This window comes from Salipiger sp. H15, from assembly GCF_040409955.1.
Taxonomy (GTDB): Bacteria; Pseudomonadota; Alphaproteobacteria; order Rhodobacterales; family Rhodobacteraceae; genus Salipiger.
Window position 1 is genome coordinate 499,694 of sequence record NZ_CP123384.1, and the last position, 17,912, is coordinate 517,605.

The window sequence follows — 17,912 nt, forward strand, 5'->3', positions numbered from 1 at the left end:
GCGCATCTAATCTGGAGATGCTGCCGCCATGCCCCTGCCCGAGACCTTCGACCGCACCGTGAAGATCGCCCCGTCGATCCTCTCCGCCGATTTCGCCAATTTCGGCGCCGAGATCCGCGCCGTCGAGGCGCAGGGCGCGGACTGGATCCACGTCGACGTGATGGACGGGCATTTCGTGCCCAACCTTACCTTCGGCCCGCCGCTGGTGAAGGCGATCCGCCCGCACATCTCGACCGTGATGGACGTGCACCTGATGATCGCGCCGGTGGATCCCTACATCGAGGCCTTCGCCGACGCCGGCGCGGATGTCATCACCGCCCATCTCGAGGCCGGGGCGCACACCCACCGCACGCTGCAGGCGATCCGGGCGACCGGCGCGAAGGCTGGCCTCGCGCTCAACCCCGGCACCCCGGTCGAGGCCGCCGCGCCGCTGCTCGATCTCTGCGACCTCGTCTGCCTGATGACCGTGAACCCCGGCTTCGGCGGGCAGAAGTTCATCCACAGCCAGGTCGCGCAGGTCCGCAAGCTGCGCGAGATGATCGGTGATCGCGAGATCCACATCGAGATCGACGGCGGCGTCGATCCCTCGACCGCGCCGCTGGTGGTCGAAGCCGGCGCCGACGTGCTGGTGGCGGGCTCCGCCGTCTTCCGCGGCGGCTCGGTCGAAAACCCCGCCCCCTACGGCGCAAACATCCGCGCCATCCGCGACAGCCTGAAGGGCTGACGCCCGCCGTGTAAATCCGGATCAAGTTGGCGCCAGATACCGCTCAAGATCCGTCGGCCCGGCACCGACAGGGATATGAAGGGCGCCCCTTGGGGCGCCCTTCTCATTGACAGGACGCGAAGTAATGCGACCCGGCATTCGTCCGGCGGTTCTGGAGAGAGCACGCGGGTCGTTTCCAGCGCGTCAAGCGACCCCGACACCAGGCAGATTTCAATGACTGGCCTGAAATCCGAACAGCAGCCCACATCATGGCTGGCTCAATTCGAACTCCAGGTCGCATCGCACCGGCAGTCTGCGCAGCCTGCTGTGTCAAAGGGTGGGCGCGGCTCGCGTCTTTGATACCGTGCATCCTGGCTGAAGACCCAGTGAGGACACGAGTCATCTTGCTGGGACCAATTTTCCGAAAGTCGGAAACTTGGGGATCTCGATTTTCACAGATTATTAGCCCGCTCCGCATCATCTGGAAGCAGCTCGGTTCCGGAGTCTCCGAAATGTCTGATCGCTCGATTTCCCGCCAGGTGTTCCTTGGCTTCCTCGGGTTCTCTGTTACGACCGTTGCCGTCCTGTCGCTCGGGATCGCCCTCCTCATAAGGCTTGGCTCCGATACGGAACGGCTCGGAATCGAGCTGGCACCGCAGGTCGACGCCGCGATGGAGATCAAGCTCGAGGCGCTGCATGCTCACGTGCTGACTGAGGAGATCATGGGTGGGGACGCGGAATCGACCGACGAGGTCTGGCAGCACCTTGAGGCGTCGCGGGGCTATGCCCTGACCCTGCTCGAGGGAGGCGAGACGGCCGAAGGTCTGTTCTTTCCGTCAAATTCTCCCGAGGTGCGCGCACGCATCACCGATGCTCTGAACGAATTCGAAACCGTCCTGACCTTGACCGGTCAACGCTTCGCAGCGCTCGCCGACTCCCAGAAGGTCGTTGCCGAGGCGGACCTGCGGTTCAACGCTTTGTACGACGCGATCGTTGCCGATCTCGCCGACCTTTCAGGCGCAGGTCTGCATGCGCGGGACACCGAGCTGCAGGTCGCCGTGGGAGAGGCGCGTTACAAATTGGCACACGGCCATCTCCTCACGGCGGAAATCCTCGGCAGTGACCTCGGCGCGGATTTTTCCGAGGTTGCACAGAGCTTTGACGAAGCGCGCTCGGCGCTTGCGGGCCTGGCGCGGCCCGAGCTGTTCGACACGCTCATCGGTCGGATCGCCGAACTCTCGAACCTGGCCAGGATGCGATTTGATCGAACCCGCGCGCGGCACGAGGCCGCCACACGGGAAGACGCCACCTACGATTCCGCCTTCTACGCCTTTCTGGAAAAGGCCGACGAAGCCGAAACCATGGTGCAGTCCTTCATTGCCGAAGAGTTGGCCAAAATGAACCGTCTGAGATGGATCGGCAGCCTTGCCTTCGCAGCCGCGGCGGTCCTGTTCCTTGCGCTTTGTGGCGTCGCCTATCGGTTGCTGTCGCGGCGCGTCATCGCCCGCGTTTCCGAATTGACCGGCTGCATCGAACGTGTCGCCGACGGAGACTACGACGCGCCCCTGCCGCCCTGGACATCGAATGACGAACTCGGGCGGCTGAAAACCTCCATCGCATCGTTTCGGCGCGCGCTGCTACAGCAGCGTGACCTCGAGGAGGAGGCCCGTCGCGCGATGCTCCGTGCCGAAGCCCATGGGGAAAAAGCGGAGAACGCCGCGCGCCTGAGTGCAGAGGCAAATGCCCACCTGGGCGAGGTCGGTCGTCTGATCGAGGATCAGTCCATCAAGCTGATCGAGATATCGCGCGACCTTTCCGAGAGGCAGGAGCAGCAAGCGGAATTGCTGAACGACATCAAGAAGCTCATCGAGAATGTGGAGGGGTCGGCAACCGACACGACGCAGGTCGTCCACGATGCGATCAACGTGGCAAGGAAGGCGACCGGGCTGGTCCAGGAGGGGAACGTGCTGGTTGGCCACGTGGTCAAGGAGGTGGAGAAGATAACGCAAAGCGGTCAGGACGTTGCGCGCTATGTGACGACGATCGAGGAAATTTCGTTCCAGACGAACCTGCTCGCGCTCAACGCGGCGGTCGAAGCCGCGCGCGCGGGCGAGGCCGGCAGGGGCTTTTCGATCGTGGCCCACGAGGTGCGCGACCTGTCCCAGCGCACCGCTGAAGCCGCGTCCAGCATCGCCGAGTTAATGACGGCTACCAACAACTACATCCGCTCCGGTCGGGATTCGGTCGATAGCGCCAAAGGTCAACTGGACTTGATCTACGAGGCGATCACCCTGCTCGAAAACCATCTCGACAGGGTGGGACAGTCCTCGAGGCATCAGACGGGGGCTGTGCAGCAAGCCTCCGCAACCGTGGCGAGGTTCCAGAGCAGCTTTGCGGAAGCCCGAAGGTTGGCCAATCGCTGCCTGGAAGCCGGGCGCCGCCTGGCCGAGCAGGCGGCCGACCTCGGTGACGAAGCGACCGAGGCGGAGCGAATGGATGCAGCCTGACGTCGCGCCTGCCATGGGGCGCTGAAAGGATATTTGTTTCTGAAGGGCGATCACGAGGGGAGTGGCGCTTGTAGTCTGCGGTCGCACGTAGTCACTCTCCACTCCGCGGTCTTGTCATCATAGACATAGGGTGCAGGACGCAGCACATATTTTTGTCTGCGCGGTACCGCGCCGCTGGTCGTTGAACCGATGATGTCCCGAGAGGTGATCGAACTGGCCGTGGTTCTCGCGCTTCCGCGCGGGCCGAGTTCGTCAGTTACTCAGCGCTTGCGGCAGGTTGACAGTGAGATCGCCGCAGACAGGCGCGAGCGTTTTCAGCGTCGTGTATCTGACGCGTTGGACCGTCCATGCCTCGGTTTGCCCCATCAGGTTCGGGCCGACGAGGCGTCGGATCGATCCCTCGTTATGAAAGATTCTTACCACGACCGCGCGCCGCTTGATCTTGCCGTTCAGGCGCTCGATCGGGTTTCGGGGTCGCTTGGCGCGATGCTGGGAGGGGAATGTCATCCGAGCCGGCACGTCCTGTTCTGCGGTATCGATGAGTGTGGCCAGCCTCGGGAGCGTTGCGCGCACCTGCTCCGCGACGAATGGATCGCCTTGGAGACGGGCCTTCGCCAGCGCATAGTCAGGCCAGGTGAAGGCCATGGCAATGAAGGCCGAGGCCACCCGGCAGCTAGTCTTGCCGGCATGGGCGAGAGCATTGCAATGGAAGTGAAATTGTCAGTGCTGTCAGGTCGTGGACCGAACCCGGGCGGTGGCGGCCTTGGTACGCACGGTGCACATCGGCCCCTATCGGCGGATTGCCCTAGCGTCGCTTGCCGTGCATTGGATCACCAGCTTACCGACTCCGAGGCCGCAGTGGAGGCGGTCTCGGAGAAACCCGATCCAGAAAGGTTGGACCGCGAGGACGCCGATCGCCATGCCGAAGACCTCGCACCTGCCATCGGTGTTGATACCGACTGCGAGCGGCGAGCGGCGCGCGCCATTGGTGCAAGAACCACGGCGAGCGTTACTGATGTAATCCCCTGAGAACTGGACCGTTTGAAGCTGGAGTTATCGGCTGAGCCTTCCTGGCTGGGAGAGGAGCGGAAAGGCATGAAAGCATCGCGGGTCACGGAGGCGCAGAAGGCGTTCATCCTGAAGCTGGGCGAGCAAGGGACGCCTGTCGTGGAGATTTGCCGCAAGGCTGGGATCAGCCAGGCGACGTATTTCAATTGGAAGATGAAGTATGGCGGCCTGCTGCTGCGAAACAATCACCCGAAGCGGCGCGTGAAAGCCAAGCTGCGAGAGGACAGGGAAGAAGCCGCCGGACCGAACGATGTCTGGGCAATGGACTTCGTTCACGACCAACTGGCCATGGGAAAGAAGCGCCGCATCCTGAGCGTGGTCGACACGCATTCGCGGTTCTGCCCGGTGGTGGATCCGCCGTTCAGCTACCGCTGCGAGGACGTCGTTCAGACGCTGGAACAGGTCTGCGGTAGCATCGGCTATCCGAACACCATTCGGGTCGACAATGGCGGCGAATTTATCTCCGGCACCTTGGATCTCTGGGCCTACGCCAATGACGCCACGTTGGACTTCTCGCGCCCCGCAAAACCGACTGACAACGGCTTCATCGAGGCCTTCAACAGCAAGCTCCGGACCGAATGCCTGAATGCGCACTGGTTCATGAGCCTTGCCGATGCTCGCGAAAAGCTGGACGCTTGGCGTAGACACTACAACGAAGACAGGCCCCACACCGCGATCGTATACAACGTCCCGATTGCTGTGCACTGTCCCGAAGATGCCACCAGCCCGTCATCGTGAAACAGTCGGAAGATTCCAACTTCCGGCGGTCCAACGTCGGGTAGCACATCAACCAACCTGCAGTCTCTCGGCATAAATGAGGGACCCGCCGGGGCAGGTCACCATTCGAGATCGCCTTCCCGAAGATAATGGCCGGTAACCTTCCATCCCGGCGTGGCCCGAGAAAGCACGGCGTTGGAAGTCTACTCCTGCACGTGGGCGACATCCCACCGTGCCCGGCGCCAGCTGACCGACGATACTTGTTAAGGAAGCGAGCCGCCCCAAGGCGGGCCTTTTCTTTACCCGCGGCAAACTTGATCCGTATTTTCAGCGCAGATCGCGGTCGGGTCCGGACGCGCTCGCCGGAAAGGCCAAGGGCGCCCATCGGGCGCCCTTTTCGTTTTCTGCCGACCCCTGCCCTGCGTCCGGGCGGGTTCAGTCGCCCCAGCGGAAGATCAGCACGGCCCCGCCCTCGTTGCCTTCCTCGCCGTAGGGCTGCGCGATCACGGTGAGCTTGCGGCCCTCGTGCGCGCCTTCCGCCGTCTTGCTGATGCCGCTGGCCAGCACCTCGCGGGCCATCTCGAGCAGGTCGGCGAAGCCGAGGCGCGGCCCCACCACCGCCAGCGAGCGCGACGTGTCATGCGCCTCGAGCTCGAACTTGCGGGCGATGATCTGGCTGAACCGCAGGATCCTGCACTCGCGGTCGAGGGTGATCACCCCCACGTCGAGCACCCCCAGCACCAGCTCGGTGCTGCGGTTGAGCTCCGAGAGCATCTCGATCTGGCGCTCGTGCTCGGAGCTGACCGAGAGCAGCTCCTCGTTCACCGCGTGCAGCTCCTCGTTGGAGCTCTGCAGCTCCTCGTTGGAAGCCTGCAACTCCTCGTTCGAGGCCTGCAGCTCCTCGTTGGAGGCCTGCAGCTCCTCGCCGCTCGCCTCGAGCCGCTCGGTCACGTGCTGCAGCGTCTCCTCGGTCAGGCGCAGGTCACGCTCCTGCTCCTGGATCCGCCGCGTCAGCAGCTGGATGTCCTCCCCCGCGGGGGTCGCCGCGCCGCCCTCGGCGGGGGTCGCCGCGTCGCGCTCCCGCCCCTCGGCCCCGGCGGGCGCCAGCACCAGCAGCACGAGGCGGACGTCGCGGACGTTGCCCACGGGCTCCACCGTCACTTCGAAATGCCGCGTGCCGTCGCCGAGCTCGATCTCGACATGGCGGGAATAGGTCTGCAGGTTGCCCTCTCGCAGCTTCTCGATGGCGACATTGATCACGAAATGCAGGCCGGGATGGACGATCTCCTCGACGGTCCAGTCGGCCATGTTGTTCATCGTGTCGATGAAGGCGCTGGCGGCGCCGAACCAGCTGACCACCGTGCCGTTCTCGGCCAGCAGGATCGACGAGGGCACGTAGCGCTTGAGCAGCGCATCGTAGCTGCGCATGAGCAAGTCGCGGCTGCGCAGCATCGAGGTCTCGCGCTTGACCGACTCCGGCGGCTTGCGGACCGCGTCGCGCGGCTGCAGCTCGGGGTGGGACTGGCTGCCGACCTTCACCGAGAGCACCGAGCGGTCGAGCATCCGCTTGCCCGAGATCTTCTGGAACAGCCGCCAGCGCCCGTCGACCACGCGGAACTCCGAGGCGAAGCGGCCGAGGCTCTCGGAGGGGCCGAGCAGCAGGTAGCCGTCCTTGCGCAGCCCGAAGAGGAACATCGAGATCAGCCGGTACTGCGGCGCGTCGTTCAGGTAGATCAGCAGGTTGCGGCAGGACACGAGGTCGAGGTTCATGAAGGGCGGGTCGCGCAGCACGTTGTGCACCGAGAAGATGATCTTCTGGCGCAGCCCCGGCTCGACGATGAAATGGTCCCGCGCCGGCAGGAAGTACTTCGCCCGCAGCTCGGCGGGCACGCGCGCGAGGTCCTCGGCGGTGAAGATCCCGGCCGAGGCGTGATCGACCGAGCGGCGGTGCACGTCCGTGGCGATGACGCGGAACTTGCGCTTCGAGCCGGCGGCGGCGATGGCCTCGCTCAGCTCGATCGCGATGGTATAGGCCTCCTCGCCGCTGGCGCAGGCGGCGACCCAGACCCGCAGCGGAACGCTCTGATCGCCCTGCCGCACCAGCGGATCGAGGACGTTCCTGCGCAGCGCGCGGATCGCGTCGGCATCGCGGTAGAACTCGGTCACGCCGATCAGCAGGTCGTAGAACAGCTCCTCGAGCGCGGCGGGGTTGCCCGCCAGCAGGTCGCGGTACTCCTCGAGCGTGCCGAGGCCGCGCAGGTGCCGCCGCCGGTCGATCCGGCGCTGCACGTTGTCGGTCTTGTAATCGGTGAAATCGAGCTCGTGCGCCTCTTCGAGCAGGGCGAGGATGCTCTTCGGCGCGCTGGCAACGCCGGGCAGACCGGCGACCATCCGCCCGCCGACCCGGAAGATCGCCCGCAGCGCATGCGGGATCTGCGCGGAATCGAGGATGAGGTCCGCCGCCTCGGCCTCGATCACGGATTTCGGCATCGACGAGAAATCCGCCTGCGCCGGGGACTGGGCGACGATCGCGCCGCCCGCGTCGTGCAGAGCCTTGGCGCCGCGGGTGCCGTCGCGGCCCGAGCCCGAAAGCACGATGCCGACGGTGCGGTTCCGCGCGCGCGGCACCAGCGACAGGAAGAAGGCGTCGATGGGAAGATGCGGCAGCTTGTCGCCAAGGCCGTAGGGCTCGACCCGGAACCGGTTGCCCTCGAGCCGGATCAGGCAGTCCGGGACGTTGAGGAAGATCGTGTCGGGCGCGATTTCCATGCCGTCCTCGATCACCCGGATCTGCATCGAGGAATGCCGGGCGAGGTGCACGTTCATCATCGAGCGGAAGTCGGGCGACAGGTGCTGGAGCACCACGAAGCACCAGCCGGCGTCGGGCGGCGCCGCGGAGAAGAAGGCCTCGAGCGGCTCCAGCCCTCCGGCCGAGGCCCCGATGGCCACGAGTGGGATGTCGGCATCCCCGTTCTTCCCGGCTCCCGCCATACCCCTACCCTGATCCGTACTTGTCCCTTTTCCACGATTATCACATAGTTGACCCGCAACAATAGGGCAGGTCTGCCGAATGGCACGCATCCTTCTTGCCGATGACGACGCAGGTTACCTGGCGGCCTTCTGCGATGGCATGGCCGCCTGCGGCCACGAGGCGACCGGGGTCACCACCGGCGACCAGGCGCTGACCTGCCTCGACAGCATGGCCTTCGACATCGTCTTCCTCGACGTGCTCATGCCCGGCGGCGGCGCGATCAGCCTGACCCACGCGATCCGCGAGCGCCACCCCGCCCTGCCGATCGTGGTGATCACCGGCAGGCCCGAACTCGCCAGCTCGCCGCTGCTGCAGAAGGGCCTGCGCTATGCCTGCGCCAAGATCGGCAAGACCGCGACGCTGGAAGAGCTCGACGCGCTGGTCCGTCACCACGCGCGGCCCGGCCGGCGCGAGGTGAGCGCCCGCAGCTGACCGACCGGACATGAAACCGCCATGCCCCTGACCGGCACCGACGTCGCGCCCGGGCTTCCCGCCCGGACCGAGACGGGCCTGTCGCGCGCGGCCGGAATGGCCTCGCTGCTGGTGCTGCTTCTCGCGGCGGTGGTGCTGATCCCCGGCTGGGGCCTCGGCCTCGATCTCTTCGTCCGGCTGCGCGCCGGGCTGCCGGCGATGGTCCCCTCGACCGCCTCGGGCCTCGGCGCGGTCGCGCTGGCGCAGCTTCTGCAGATGGCGGCGCCCCGCATCGCCCGCCGGGCCGGCAGCCTGCTTGCCGCGCTGACCACCGCCTGGGCGCTGGCGGCGAGCCTGCGCATCGTCGCGGCCTACAGCGCAGCCGCGCCCGCGCCGGGCGACCGCATGGCCCTTGCCACCGCGCTGGGGCTCTTCCTTGCCGCCGCCGCCACGCTGGCCGCCGGCCTGCCGCGACCGCGCGCACCCCGCATCGCCGCCGCGATCGCCACCGCCGGCACGCTGCTCGCGCTCGTCGGACTCGACGGCTACGTGATCGACATCGAGGCGATCTTCGGCTCGATCCTCCTCACCGGCATGTCGCCGCTGACTGCCGTCGGCTTGCTGCTGCTCTTCGGCTCGGTGCTGATGTCGACCGCGCGGCACTCCTGGGTGGCCATCGTCGCCGGAGAGGGTCGCGGCAGCCGCGCCGCCCGCCGCATCCTGCCGCTGGCGGTGCTCCTGCCCTTCGTGCTGAGCCTCCTGTCGCTGGGCATTTCCAACAGCGGCATCCTGCACCCGCATATCCTGCTCAGCGCGCTTTCGGTCCTCGTCCTGCTGGCCGGGGCCTTCGCCGTGCTGCGCGCCGCCGCCTATGCCAACGTCCGCGAGGCGATGACCGGCGCCGTGCTGGCGCGGATGCGCTCGGCGCTCGACGGGCTCGACGCCGCGGTCTTCCTCTTCGGGCGCGACGGCACCCTGCAGCTTGCCAATGGCGGGGCCGAGGCGCTCTGCGCCGGTGCGGCCTCCTGCGAGGACTGGCTCTTCTCGGCACGGTTCCATTCCCTCGGCGACCGGCGGGTGCTCGGCCCGGACGAGACCCCCGCCCGCGCGCTCTTTGCCGAGGAGGCACCTGCCGACCGTTTCGTCGGCTGGATCGACCCCGAGGGCAACGAGCACGCGCTGCGCTTCTGCCTGCACCGCCAGCCCGACACCGGGATCGCCGTGCTTTCGGTCTTCGACGAGACGCAGGGCTGGATCCTGCGCGAGAACATCAGCCGGAGCGAGCGGCTCGACGCGGTGGCGCAGATGTCGGGCGGCATCGCGCACGAGATGGCGAACGTGCTGGGGGTGGTGCAGCTGAGCGCCGACACCGCGCTCAAGACCGGCGACGCCGCGCGGGCGCTGACGCGGATGGAGGCGATCCGCGCGGCCAGCCGGCGCGGCTCGGCGATGATCGACCGGCTGCTCGGGCTGGCCCGCACGCCGGGCGACGAGACCGGCGTGTCGGACCTTGCGCTGCTGCTGCCCGAGGTCGCGGCGCTGGCCCGGCAGGTCCTGCCGGCGAACATCAGGCTCGAGCTTGCCGCCTGCGACGGCCCCGTGCCGGTGCGCGTGCCCGAGAGCGAGATGCAGGCCGCCGTGCTCAACCTCGTCCTCAACGCGCGCAACGCGATCTCGGAGACCCGCTCCACCGGCGGCCATATCGCGCTCGCGCTCGAGGACGGGCCGGATGTCACCCTGCGCGTCGCCGACGACGGGCCGGGCATGAGCGAGGCGGTGCTGCGCCGGGCGCGCGATCCCTTCTTCACCACCCGGCTGAACGACGGCGGCACCGGCCTCGGCCTTGCGATGGTGGACAGCCTCGCGCGCCGCGCCGGCGGGCGGCTCGAGCTGACCTCGACGCCCGGCGAAGGCACCGTGATCCTGCTCAGCCTGCCCGCTGCCGCCGGCGAGACCGGCGAAGCGCGCGGCGCGCCGAACCTGCCTGATCTCGCCGGGCTGTCGGTGCTGGTGGTCGAGGACGACCCGCAGTTCATGGATTCGATCGCCGATGCGCTGCGCCTCTCGGGCGCGGCGGTCGCGCTTGCGGTCAGCGCCGAGGAGGCGCTCGCCGGCCTCTCGGCGCGCCCGGCGCCCGACCTGCTGCTGACCGACATCGTGCTGCCCGGGCACATCGACGGGTACCACCTTGCGCTGCTGGCCTGCGAGCGGCACCCGGGGCTGAAGGTGATCTACCTGTCGGGCTATGCCGCCCCGACCACCGAGGCGGGGCGCAGCGTGCCCGGGCTGCTGCTGCGCAAGCCGGTGCGGCTGGCGGAGTTGCTCAACGCCGTCATTCTCAGCCTTGGCGCAGGGCCGAGGCCGTGACCCCGGTCCCGAGGTCGTAGCGGCGCCGCGCGCCCGGCAATGCCACCGGCGGCATCGGCCCGTCGAAGAAATAGCCCTGCGCGTAATGGCAGCCGAGCTCCTGCAGCAGGGCAAGCTGCTCGGGCGTCTCGACCCCCTCGGCGATCACCCGCATGCCGCAGCGCGCCGCGATGTTCAGGATGGCCTCGACGATCACGCTGTCCGAGGCATTGCCCGCGAGGTGCGCGACAAAGCCGCGGTCGATCTTGAGAATGTCCACCGGCCAGTCGCGCAGGTGCCGCAACCCGCCATGGCCGGTGCCGAAATCATCGAAGGCCAGCCGCACGCCGCGCGCGCGCAGCTCCGAGAGCGAGCGGTAGATCTGCCCATTGCGGTCGCCGAGGATGACCTTCTCGGTCACCTCGAGGATCAGCGAGGACCAGCCCAGCCCGCGGTCCGAGAGCGCCGCCTGCAGGTCGAAGACGAACTCGGGATTGACGAGGTCGAAGGCCGTCAGGTTGATCGACAGCGCCGGCCCCGCCCCGCCCTCCGCGACGATGCGCTCGGCCAGCAGGTCGAGCGAGGCCGAGAGCAGCGTCCGGGTCAGCGAATCCGCCAGCCGGTAGTCGCCGAAGACATGCTCGAACTGGGTGGGATTGAGCACCCTGCCGTTGTCGTCGATCCAGCGGGCCAGCACCTCGTAGCCGAAGCACTGCCCGTCGGTCAGGTCGACGATCGGCTGGAAATAGGGCACGATCCGGTTCTGCCGCGTCGCCCGCCAGAAGCGTTCGTCGAGGATGCGCTTGCTGAACCGGTCGTGCCGGGCCGGATCGAAGACCGTCGCAGTGGACCGCCCGGCGCGCTTCGAGACGTAGAGCGCGGCATCGGCGAGGTCGAAGAGATCGTCGAAATCCCGCGCGTGCCAGGGATGGACGCTGATCCCCGCGCTGATCCGCCCGAGCTCGGGCTTGCCCATGAGCGCGGCGGTGCGCTGCACCGCGCTGCTGCAACGCGCGAGCAGGTCGTCGAGGAAGTCTCGCCAGCGCGTCGGCAGCCTGACCAGCGCGGCGAACTCGTCGCCGCCGATCCGCCCGGTCAGCGCGTCGGGCGGCATCGCGTCGCGGATCGTGACCGCGATCCGGCGCAGGTAGTCGTCGCCGAAACTGTGCCCGTAAAGGTCGTTGACCCGCTTGAAATGGTCGATGTCGAAGAGCAGCAGCGCGTGGTATCCGCCCTGCGCCAGCCGCGACGCCGCGTGGTCGTGGAAGGCGCTCGAGTTCTTCATGCCGGTCATCGCATCCGACTCCGCCCGGACCCGCAGCGCGGCGCAGTCGGCCCGAAGCTCGCGGATCTCGCCCTCGGCCAGCCGCCGCGCCTCGCTTTCCCGCAGGAAGAGCGTCACGAGCCCGCGGACGGCTTCGAGGCCGGGCCCGACGGAGCCCGCCGGGAAGACCGCCGCCACGACTGCGGCGCCCGGCCCGCCGCCCGTGGGCACGAGCAGCGTCGCGATGCGCCCCGCCGCGACAGCGGGCTGCGCGGCGCGCTGCCCGGACAGGACCTGCCGCGCCATGGCGGTGATCTCGAGGGCGGCGCGCCCCTCCGCCGAACAGGCGATCTCGCCGGCGCCCCGGTTCTCCGGCCCCGGCGGGGGCGCGACCACGATGCAGCAGGCCTCGGCGCCGGTCACCGCCCCGACGGCGTCGCACAGGTCGCGGAGCGCGTCCTGCCCTGCCGGCGCGGCTGCGCCGGGTGTCTCCGTCTTCCTGCCGATGCGGGGCTGCATATGGTCCTGCACGAATTACGACGTCCCTCGGTAACTGCACCTGCGCGTTGAACCGGCCTCTGCACCTGTCGCCACAGGGCCGGGGCCGGATCGGGCCGGAAGCGAAGAATATTACCCGGCCTCATGTTTCATGAAGCTTTGCGAAAGAATGGTTAACGAAGCCTTTATGGCGCAGCCGGTGCCCCCGGGCCGGGCCCCCTCCAGCCATCTGCGCAAACGAGAAAGGGCGCCGCGTTGCCGCGACGCCCTCGACCTGTCCGCCAGCCGGGATCAGTGCGAGCCGAGAATGCCCGTGCGCACGTGGTAATCCGCCGCCAGCGCGTAATCGGGGTCGTCGTCGCTGTCGATCATCAGGTGACCGGCCTTGGTCAGCAGCCGGTGGCAGTCGCGCGACAGGTGGCGCAGCTGCAGCCGCTTGCCCGCCGCCTCGTATTTCGCCGCCAGCGCCTCGATCGCCTGCAGCGCCGACTGGTCGACCACCCGGCTGTCTGCGAAATCGACGATCACCGCCCTCGGGTCCGCCTCGATGTCGAAGATCTCGGCAAAGCCGTCGGTCGAGCCGAAGAAGAGCGGGCCCTGGATCTGGTAGACGCGGGCGCCCTCGGGCGTGACGTAGCTGCGCGCGTGGATGCGGCGGGCGTTGTTCCAGGCATAGGCCAGCGCCGAGACGATCACCCCGACGACCACCGCCACCGCCAGATCCTCGAACACCGTCACCACGGTCACCAGCACGATGACGAAGGCATCGGTCAGCGGCACCTTGGCGAGGATGCGCAGGCTGTTCCAGGCGAAGGTGCCGATCACCACCATGAACATCACCCCGACCAGCGCCGCGAGCGGGATGAGCTCGATCAGCGGCGAGGCGAAGAGGATGAAGGACAGCAGGAAGAGCGCCGCGACGATGCCGGCGATGCGGGTGCGCCCGCCCGACTTCACGTTGATCATCGACTGGCCGATCATCGCGCAGCCGCCCATGCCGCCGAAGAAGCCGGTGACCACGTTGGCCGTCCCCTGCGCGATGCATTCCTGGCTCGCGCCGCCGCGCTGGCCGGTCATCTCGCCGACGAGGTTGAGCGTCAGCAGGCTCTCGATCAGGCCGATGGCGGCGAGGATCACCGCGTAGGGCAGGATGATCTGCAGCGTCTCGAGGTTGAGCGGCACCATCGGGATGTGGAAGGCCGGGAACGCGCCCTTGATCGAGGCCATGTCGCCGACCCGCGGCACGTCGAGGCCGAAGGCGATGACGATGGCGGCGGTCACCGCGATGCCGGCGAGCGGCGCGGGGATCACCTTCGTCACCTTGGGCAGCAGCCAGATGATCGCCATGGTCAGCGCCACCAGCGCCAGCATCATCCAAAGCTGCAGCCCCGAGAGCCATTCGCCGGGCGTAACGCCGGGCACCGCCGTGCCGGGCACCTTGAACTGCGTCAGCTGCGCCATGAAGATCACGATGGCGAGCCCGTTGACGAAGCCCAGCATCACCGGGTGCGGCACCAGCCGGATGAACTTGCCCCAGTGCATGACCCCGGCGAAGATCTGCAGGAGGCCCATCAGCACCACCGTGGCGAAGAGGTACTCGACGCCATGATCCGCCACCAGCGCCACCATGACCACCGCCAGCGCGCCCGTCGCGCCCGAGATCATCCCCGGCCGCCCGCCGATCACCGCGGTGATCAGCCCGACGAGGAAGGCGGCATAGAGCCCGATCAGCGGGTGCACCCCGGCAACGAAGGCGAAGGCCACCGCCTCGGGCACCAGCGCGAGCGCCACGGTGAGCCCCGACAGCACGTCGGTGCGGATCTGGGCGGGGGTGAGCCGCGCCGTCGGCGACAGGCTCAGGTCGGGTTTCTGGATGCGGCTGGCGTATCGCGCCAGGAGGGCCTTGGCCATGGGGAGCTGTTCCAATCTGTCGGTTTGCGCGCGCCCTTGCCCATAAGGCAGGAGCGCCGCGAGCGCTACCCGCCCGCGCAGGAAATCGGCAGATCCGGCGCGCCCATGGCTGTTGCGCGAGGCGATGCGCCCGCGAAACCGGCCGCCGCGGGTCTGCGCCGCCCCCTTCCCTTCGCCGCCGCGCCGGGGCAGGCTGCGCGCCAAAGGAGACCGCGCATGACGGACACGATGATCGGGGTGATCGGCGGATCGGGGGTCTACGACCTCGACACGCTCGAGGGACGCAAGTGGATCACGGTTGAGACACCCTGGGGCGCACCCTCGGACCAGGTGCTCACCGGCACGCTCGGCGGGGTGCGGATGGCCTTCCTGCCGCGGCACGGGCGCGGCCACCGTCTCTCGCCCTCCTCGGTGCCCTACCGTGCCAACATCGACGCGCTGAAGCGGCTCGGGGTGACCGACGTGATCTCGGTCTCGGCCTGCGGCTCGTTCCGCGAGGAGATGGCGCCGGGCGATTTCGTCATCGTCGACCAGTTCATCGACCGCACCTTCGCCCGGGAAAAGAGCTTCTTCGGCACCGGCTGCGTGGCGCATGTCTCGCTCGCCCATCCCACCTGCCCGCGGCTCGGCGCCCATGCGCGCAACGCGGCGCGGGACGCGGGGATCACCGTGCACGACGGCGGCACCTACCTCGCGATGGAGGGACCGCAGTTCTCGACCCTCGCGGAATCGCGCATGTACCGCGAGAGCTGGGGCGCGGACGTGATCGGCATGACCAACATGCCCGAGGCCAAGCTCGCCCGCGAGGCCGAGCTCTGCTACGCCTCGGTCGCCATGGTCACCGATTACGACTGCTGGCACCCCGAGCATGGCGCGGTCGAGGTGTCGGACATCGTCAAGGTGCTGCAGGGCAACGCGGAAAAGGCGCGGGCGCTGGTCTCGCGGCTGCCGGCGCTGCTCGGGGCGACGCGCGCACCCTGCCCGCACGGCTGCGACCGCGCGCTCGAGCACGCGATCATCACCGCGCCCTCGGCGCGCGACCCCGATCTCATAGCGCGGCTCGGCGCCGTGGCGGGCCGGGTGCTGGGCGCCTGAGCCTCAGCCGCCGCCCGGGGCGCTCGCGTCGATCAGCCCCGGCAGCGGTTCGCGGTCGATGAGGTTCCAGCTGCGCCGCAGCCGCACGTCCAGCGGCAGGCGCGGATCGGCATCGCAGAGCATCTGCTGGGTGACCAGCGCCGAGCCGAGATCGACGCCGCAGCCGTCGAAGGTCTCCTGCGGCATGAAGACGACGTGCCGGCGCAGGGTCACCGCCACGGTGCGGTCATGGATGGGCCGCGACAGCAGCTTGCCGCCCTCGCCCACCAGCACCTCGCCGGTCTCGATGAGCGAGGCATTGACCGTGCAGACCCGCTCGCCCTGCGCGAGGCTGCGCACGATGGCGCATTCGCACTGCGCGGCATTGGCGTATTCGTAGGTCACCCCGTCGAGCGTCTCGCTGTCGCCGAGGAAGGGAATGCTGCCGTGCACGGCCAGCGGGTTGCGGTCCGGAAAGAAGCCGAGCCCGTGGCCGACGTCGACGAACTCCTGCAGGATGCGCGAGGAGCGGTTGTAATAGACCGCCGCGCGCGGCTCGGGCTCGGCGGGGTGGGTCACCACCGCGTCGCAGAGCTTCGAGACGGTGCCGCCGTCCCCCAGCACCACGATGTCGCCCGCCCGCAGGGGCTCGGTCGCGCTTTCATAGCTGAAGCGGTTGGCGGCGATCACGTCCTTGCGGGTGATGTCGCTGACGAAGAAATACACGATCCCGAGCACGAGAACCGTGCCCGCGATCATCGCGATCTTGCGGATCATGACGCTCTCCTAGCGCGAGCAGCAGATGTTGCCGCCGCAGGGGTAATGCGTGTCGGGGCACTTGGGAGGATCGTCGGCAAGCGCCGGGGACGCGAGGAAGAGGGACAACAGGAAAATGAAAACGGGTTTCATGGGATTGCTCCAATACGGCTACAGGAATCCGGAAAACCTTCGTTCAATCCGTACAGTCTATCATGAAACGGCAAAATTTTCAACTTTAACGAGTCTTCGACCTACAAGCACACCCAAGAAATGCAGCCCAGCCCCATTGCGGCCTTGCCGCCGCCGCGCCAGACTGCGCCGCACAATGCGCGGCACACTGGACAGGACCCCGACATGCCCCTCGACCTCTGGCTGACCTTCGTCGCCGCCTCGATTGCCCTGCTGCTGATCCCCGGACCGACGGTGCTTCTGGTGCTGTCCTACGCCCTCTCGAAGGGGCGCTCGGTGGCGCTCGCCTCGGCGGCGGGCGTGGCGCTGGGGGATTTCACCGCGATGAGCCTGTCGCTGGCCGGGCTCGGCGCGCTGGTGCTGGCCTCGGCCACCGCCTTCACCCTGCTGAAGTGGATCGGCGCGCTCTACCTCGTGTGGATGGGGGTGAAGCTGCTGCGCTCCGCGCCCGGCGCCGGCCTCGCCGTACCCCGCGCCGACGTCAGCGCCCGCGGCATCTTCGCCCATGCCGCGGCGGTCACCGCGCTCAACCCCAAGAGCATCGCCTTCTTCATCGCCTTCGTGCCGCAGTTCGTCGACACGGGCGCGCCGCTGCTGCCGCAGTTCGCGCTGCTGGTCACCACCTTCGTCACGCTTGCGGCGCTCAACGTGCTGGCCTATGCGCTGGCCGCGGACCGGCTGCGCAGCCTGATCGGCCGCCCCGCGGTGCTCACCTGGCTCACCCGCGCCGGCGGCGCGGCGCTGATCGCCATGGGCGCCCTCACCGCCACGCTGCGCCGCGCCGCCTGACCCCGGCCCGCGAAGCCAGACCCAAGACCGAGACCGGCGCGCCGCCCCGACAGGAAAGCCCTCATGAAGCCTCCCAAGACCATTGCCGACTACATCCGCACGATCCCCGACTATCCGCACGCGGGCATCCTCTTCCGCGACGTGACGCCGCTCTGCGCCGATCCGCAGGGCTTCCGCCTCGCCATCGACCAGCTGACCCTGCCCTTCACCGGCCAGAAGATCGACAAGGTGGTCGGCCCCGAGGCGCGCGGCTTCCTGCTCGGCGGCGCCGTGGCGCACCAGCTCTCGGCCGGGTTCGCGGCGCTGCGCAAGGCGGGCAAGCTGCCGCCGCCGGTGATCGCGCAGAGCTACGCGCTGGAATACGGCGAGGCGACGGTCGAGCTTTCCGAGCACGCCATCACCCCCGGCGACCGGGTGCTGCTGGTGGATGACCTCATCGCCACGGGCGGCACCGCCGAGGCGGCGGTGGCGCTGGTCGAACGGCTCGGCGGCACGGTGGTCGGCGCCGCCTTCATCATCGACCTGCCGGATCTCGGCGGGCGCAGGCGGCTCGAGGCGCTCGGCGTGCAGGTGCACGCGCTCTGCGCCTACGACGGGCTCTGAGCAAGGAGCGGCGGCGCCTTCCGGCCCGCCGCGCTTCTTCTC

General features: G+C 68.3%; 12 protein-coding genes and 1 pseudogene. 8 read left to right on the forward strand and 5 right to left on the reverse strand.

From position 1 onward, the window contains the following. Nucleotides 1-28: 28 nt before the first annotated feature. Nucleotides 29-724 (forward strand): ribulose-phosphate 3-epimerase, encoded by a 696-nt coding sequence (gene rpe / locus PVT71_RS02465; protein ID WP_353472914.1) that lies wholly within the window; start codon nucleotides 29-31, stop codon nucleotides 722-724. 491 nt (nucleotides 725-1,215) lie between these two features. Continuing rightward, nucleotides 1,216-3,210: a methyl-accepting chemotaxis protein gene (locus tag PVT71_RS02470; RefSeq protein ID WP_353472915.1), complete on the forward strand. Its 1,995-nt coding sequence runs from the start codon at nucleotides 1,216-1,218 to the stop codon at nucleotides 3,208-3,210. A 252-nt stretch (nucleotides 3,211-3,462) separates the two neighbouring features. On the opposite strand, the pseudogene PVT71_RS02475 reads toward PVT71_RS02470, so the two are convergent. After that, nucleotides 3,463-4,176, reverse strand: a pseudogene (locus PVT71_RS02475) (transposase); the annotation flags it as partial. A 129-nt stretch (nucleotides 4,177-4,305) separates the two neighbouring features. On the opposite strand from PVT71_RS02475, the gene PVT71_RS02480 reads away from it, so the two are divergent. Next, nucleotides 4,306-5,016, forward strand: a complete 711-nt coding sequence (locus tag PVT71_RS02480; protein ID WP_353472916.1) for an integrase core domain-containing protein — start codon at nucleotides 4,306-4,308, stop codon at nucleotides 5,014-5,016. A 414-nt stretch (nucleotides 5,017-5,430) separates the two neighbouring features. On the opposite strand, the gene PVT71_RS02485 is transcribed toward PVT71_RS02480, so the two are convergent. After that, nucleotides 5,431-7,986 carry a CheR family methyltransferase gene (locus tag PVT71_RS02485; RefSeq protein WP_353472917.1) on the reverse strand — a complete coding sequence of 852 codons (2,556 nt, stop codon included), beginning with the start codon at nucleotides 7,984-7,986 and terminating at the stop codon, nucleotides 5,431-5,433. A 79-nt stretch (nucleotides 7,987-8,065) separates the two neighbouring features. Here PVT71_RS02485 and PVT71_RS02490 point away from each other — a divergent pair, with 79 nt between their 5' ends. Both PVT71_RS02490 and PVT71_RS02495 read left to right on the forward strand, forming a co-directional pair. Next, the gene (locus PVT71_RS02490) at nucleotides 8,066-8,458 is read left to right on the forward strand and encodes a response regulator (protein ID WP_353472918.1); all 393 of its coding nucleotides are present in this window, start codon (nucleotides 8,066-8,068) and stop codon (nucleotides 8,456-8,458) included. A gap of 21 nt (nucleotides 8,459-8,479) precedes the next feature. After that, nucleotides 8,480-10,804, forward strand: coding sequence for an ATP-binding protein (locus PVT71_RS02495; RefSeq protein ID WP_353472919.1), 2,325 nt, complete (start codon nucleotides 8,480-8,482; stop codon nucleotides 10,802-10,804). On the opposite strand, the gene PVT71_RS02500 is transcribed toward PVT71_RS02495, so the two are convergent. After that, the gene (locus PVT71_RS02500) at nucleotides 10,776-12,578 is read right to left on the reverse strand and encodes a bifunctional diguanylate cyclase/phosphodiesterase (RefSeq protein ID WP_353472920.1); all 1,803 of its coding nucleotides are present in this window, start codon (nucleotides 12,576-12,578) and stop codon (nucleotides 10,776-10,778) included. The genes PVT71_RS02495 and PVT71_RS02500 overlap by 29 nt on opposite strands. A 258-nt stretch (nucleotides 12,579-12,836) precedes the next feature. After that, nucleotides 12,837-14,456 (reverse strand): SulP family inorganic anion transporter, encoded by a 1,620-nt coding sequence (locus PVT71_RS02505; RefSeq protein WP_353472921.1) that lies wholly within the window; start codon nucleotides 14,454-14,456, stop codon nucleotides 12,837-12,839. Between the two features lie 216 nt (nucleotides 14,457-14,672). On the opposite strand from PVT71_RS02505, the gene PVT71_RS02510 reads away from it, so the two are divergent. Continuing rightward, entirely contained in the window at nucleotides 14,673-15,551 is an 879-nt protein-coding gene (locus PVT71_RS02510) for an S-methyl-5'-thioadenosine phosphorylase (protein WP_353472922.1), read from the forward strand. Nucleotides 15,552-15,554: 3 nt separating this feature from the next. Here the strand turns inward: PVT71_RS02510 and PVT71_RS02515 are convergent, their stop codons facing one another. Continuing rightward, on the reverse strand, nucleotides 15,555-16,307 hold the full coding sequence (locus PVT71_RS02515; protein WP_353472923.1) for a hypothetical protein: 753 nt from the start codon (nucleotides 16,305-16,307) through the stop codon (nucleotides 15,555-15,557). A 336-nt stretch (nucleotides 16,308-16,643) separates the two neighbouring features. On the opposite strand from PVT71_RS02515, the gene PVT71_RS02520 reads away from it, so the two are divergent. Together PVT71_RS02520 and PVT71_RS02525 are read left to right on the forward strand one after the other, a co-directional pair. Beyond that, the gene (locus PVT71_RS02520) at nucleotides 16,644-17,267 is read left to right on the forward strand and encodes a LysE family transporter (RefSeq protein ID WP_353472924.1); all 624 of its coding nucleotides are present in this window, start codon (nucleotides 16,644-16,646) and stop codon (nucleotides 17,265-17,267) included. A gap of 63 nt (nucleotides 17,268-17,330) precedes the next feature. Beyond that, entirely contained in the window at nucleotides 17,331-17,870 is a 540-nt protein-coding gene (locus tag PVT71_RS02525) for an adenine phosphoribosyltransferase (protein WP_353472925.1), read from the forward strand. The last annotated feature ends 42 nt before the right edge of the window (nucleotides 17,871-17,912 follow it).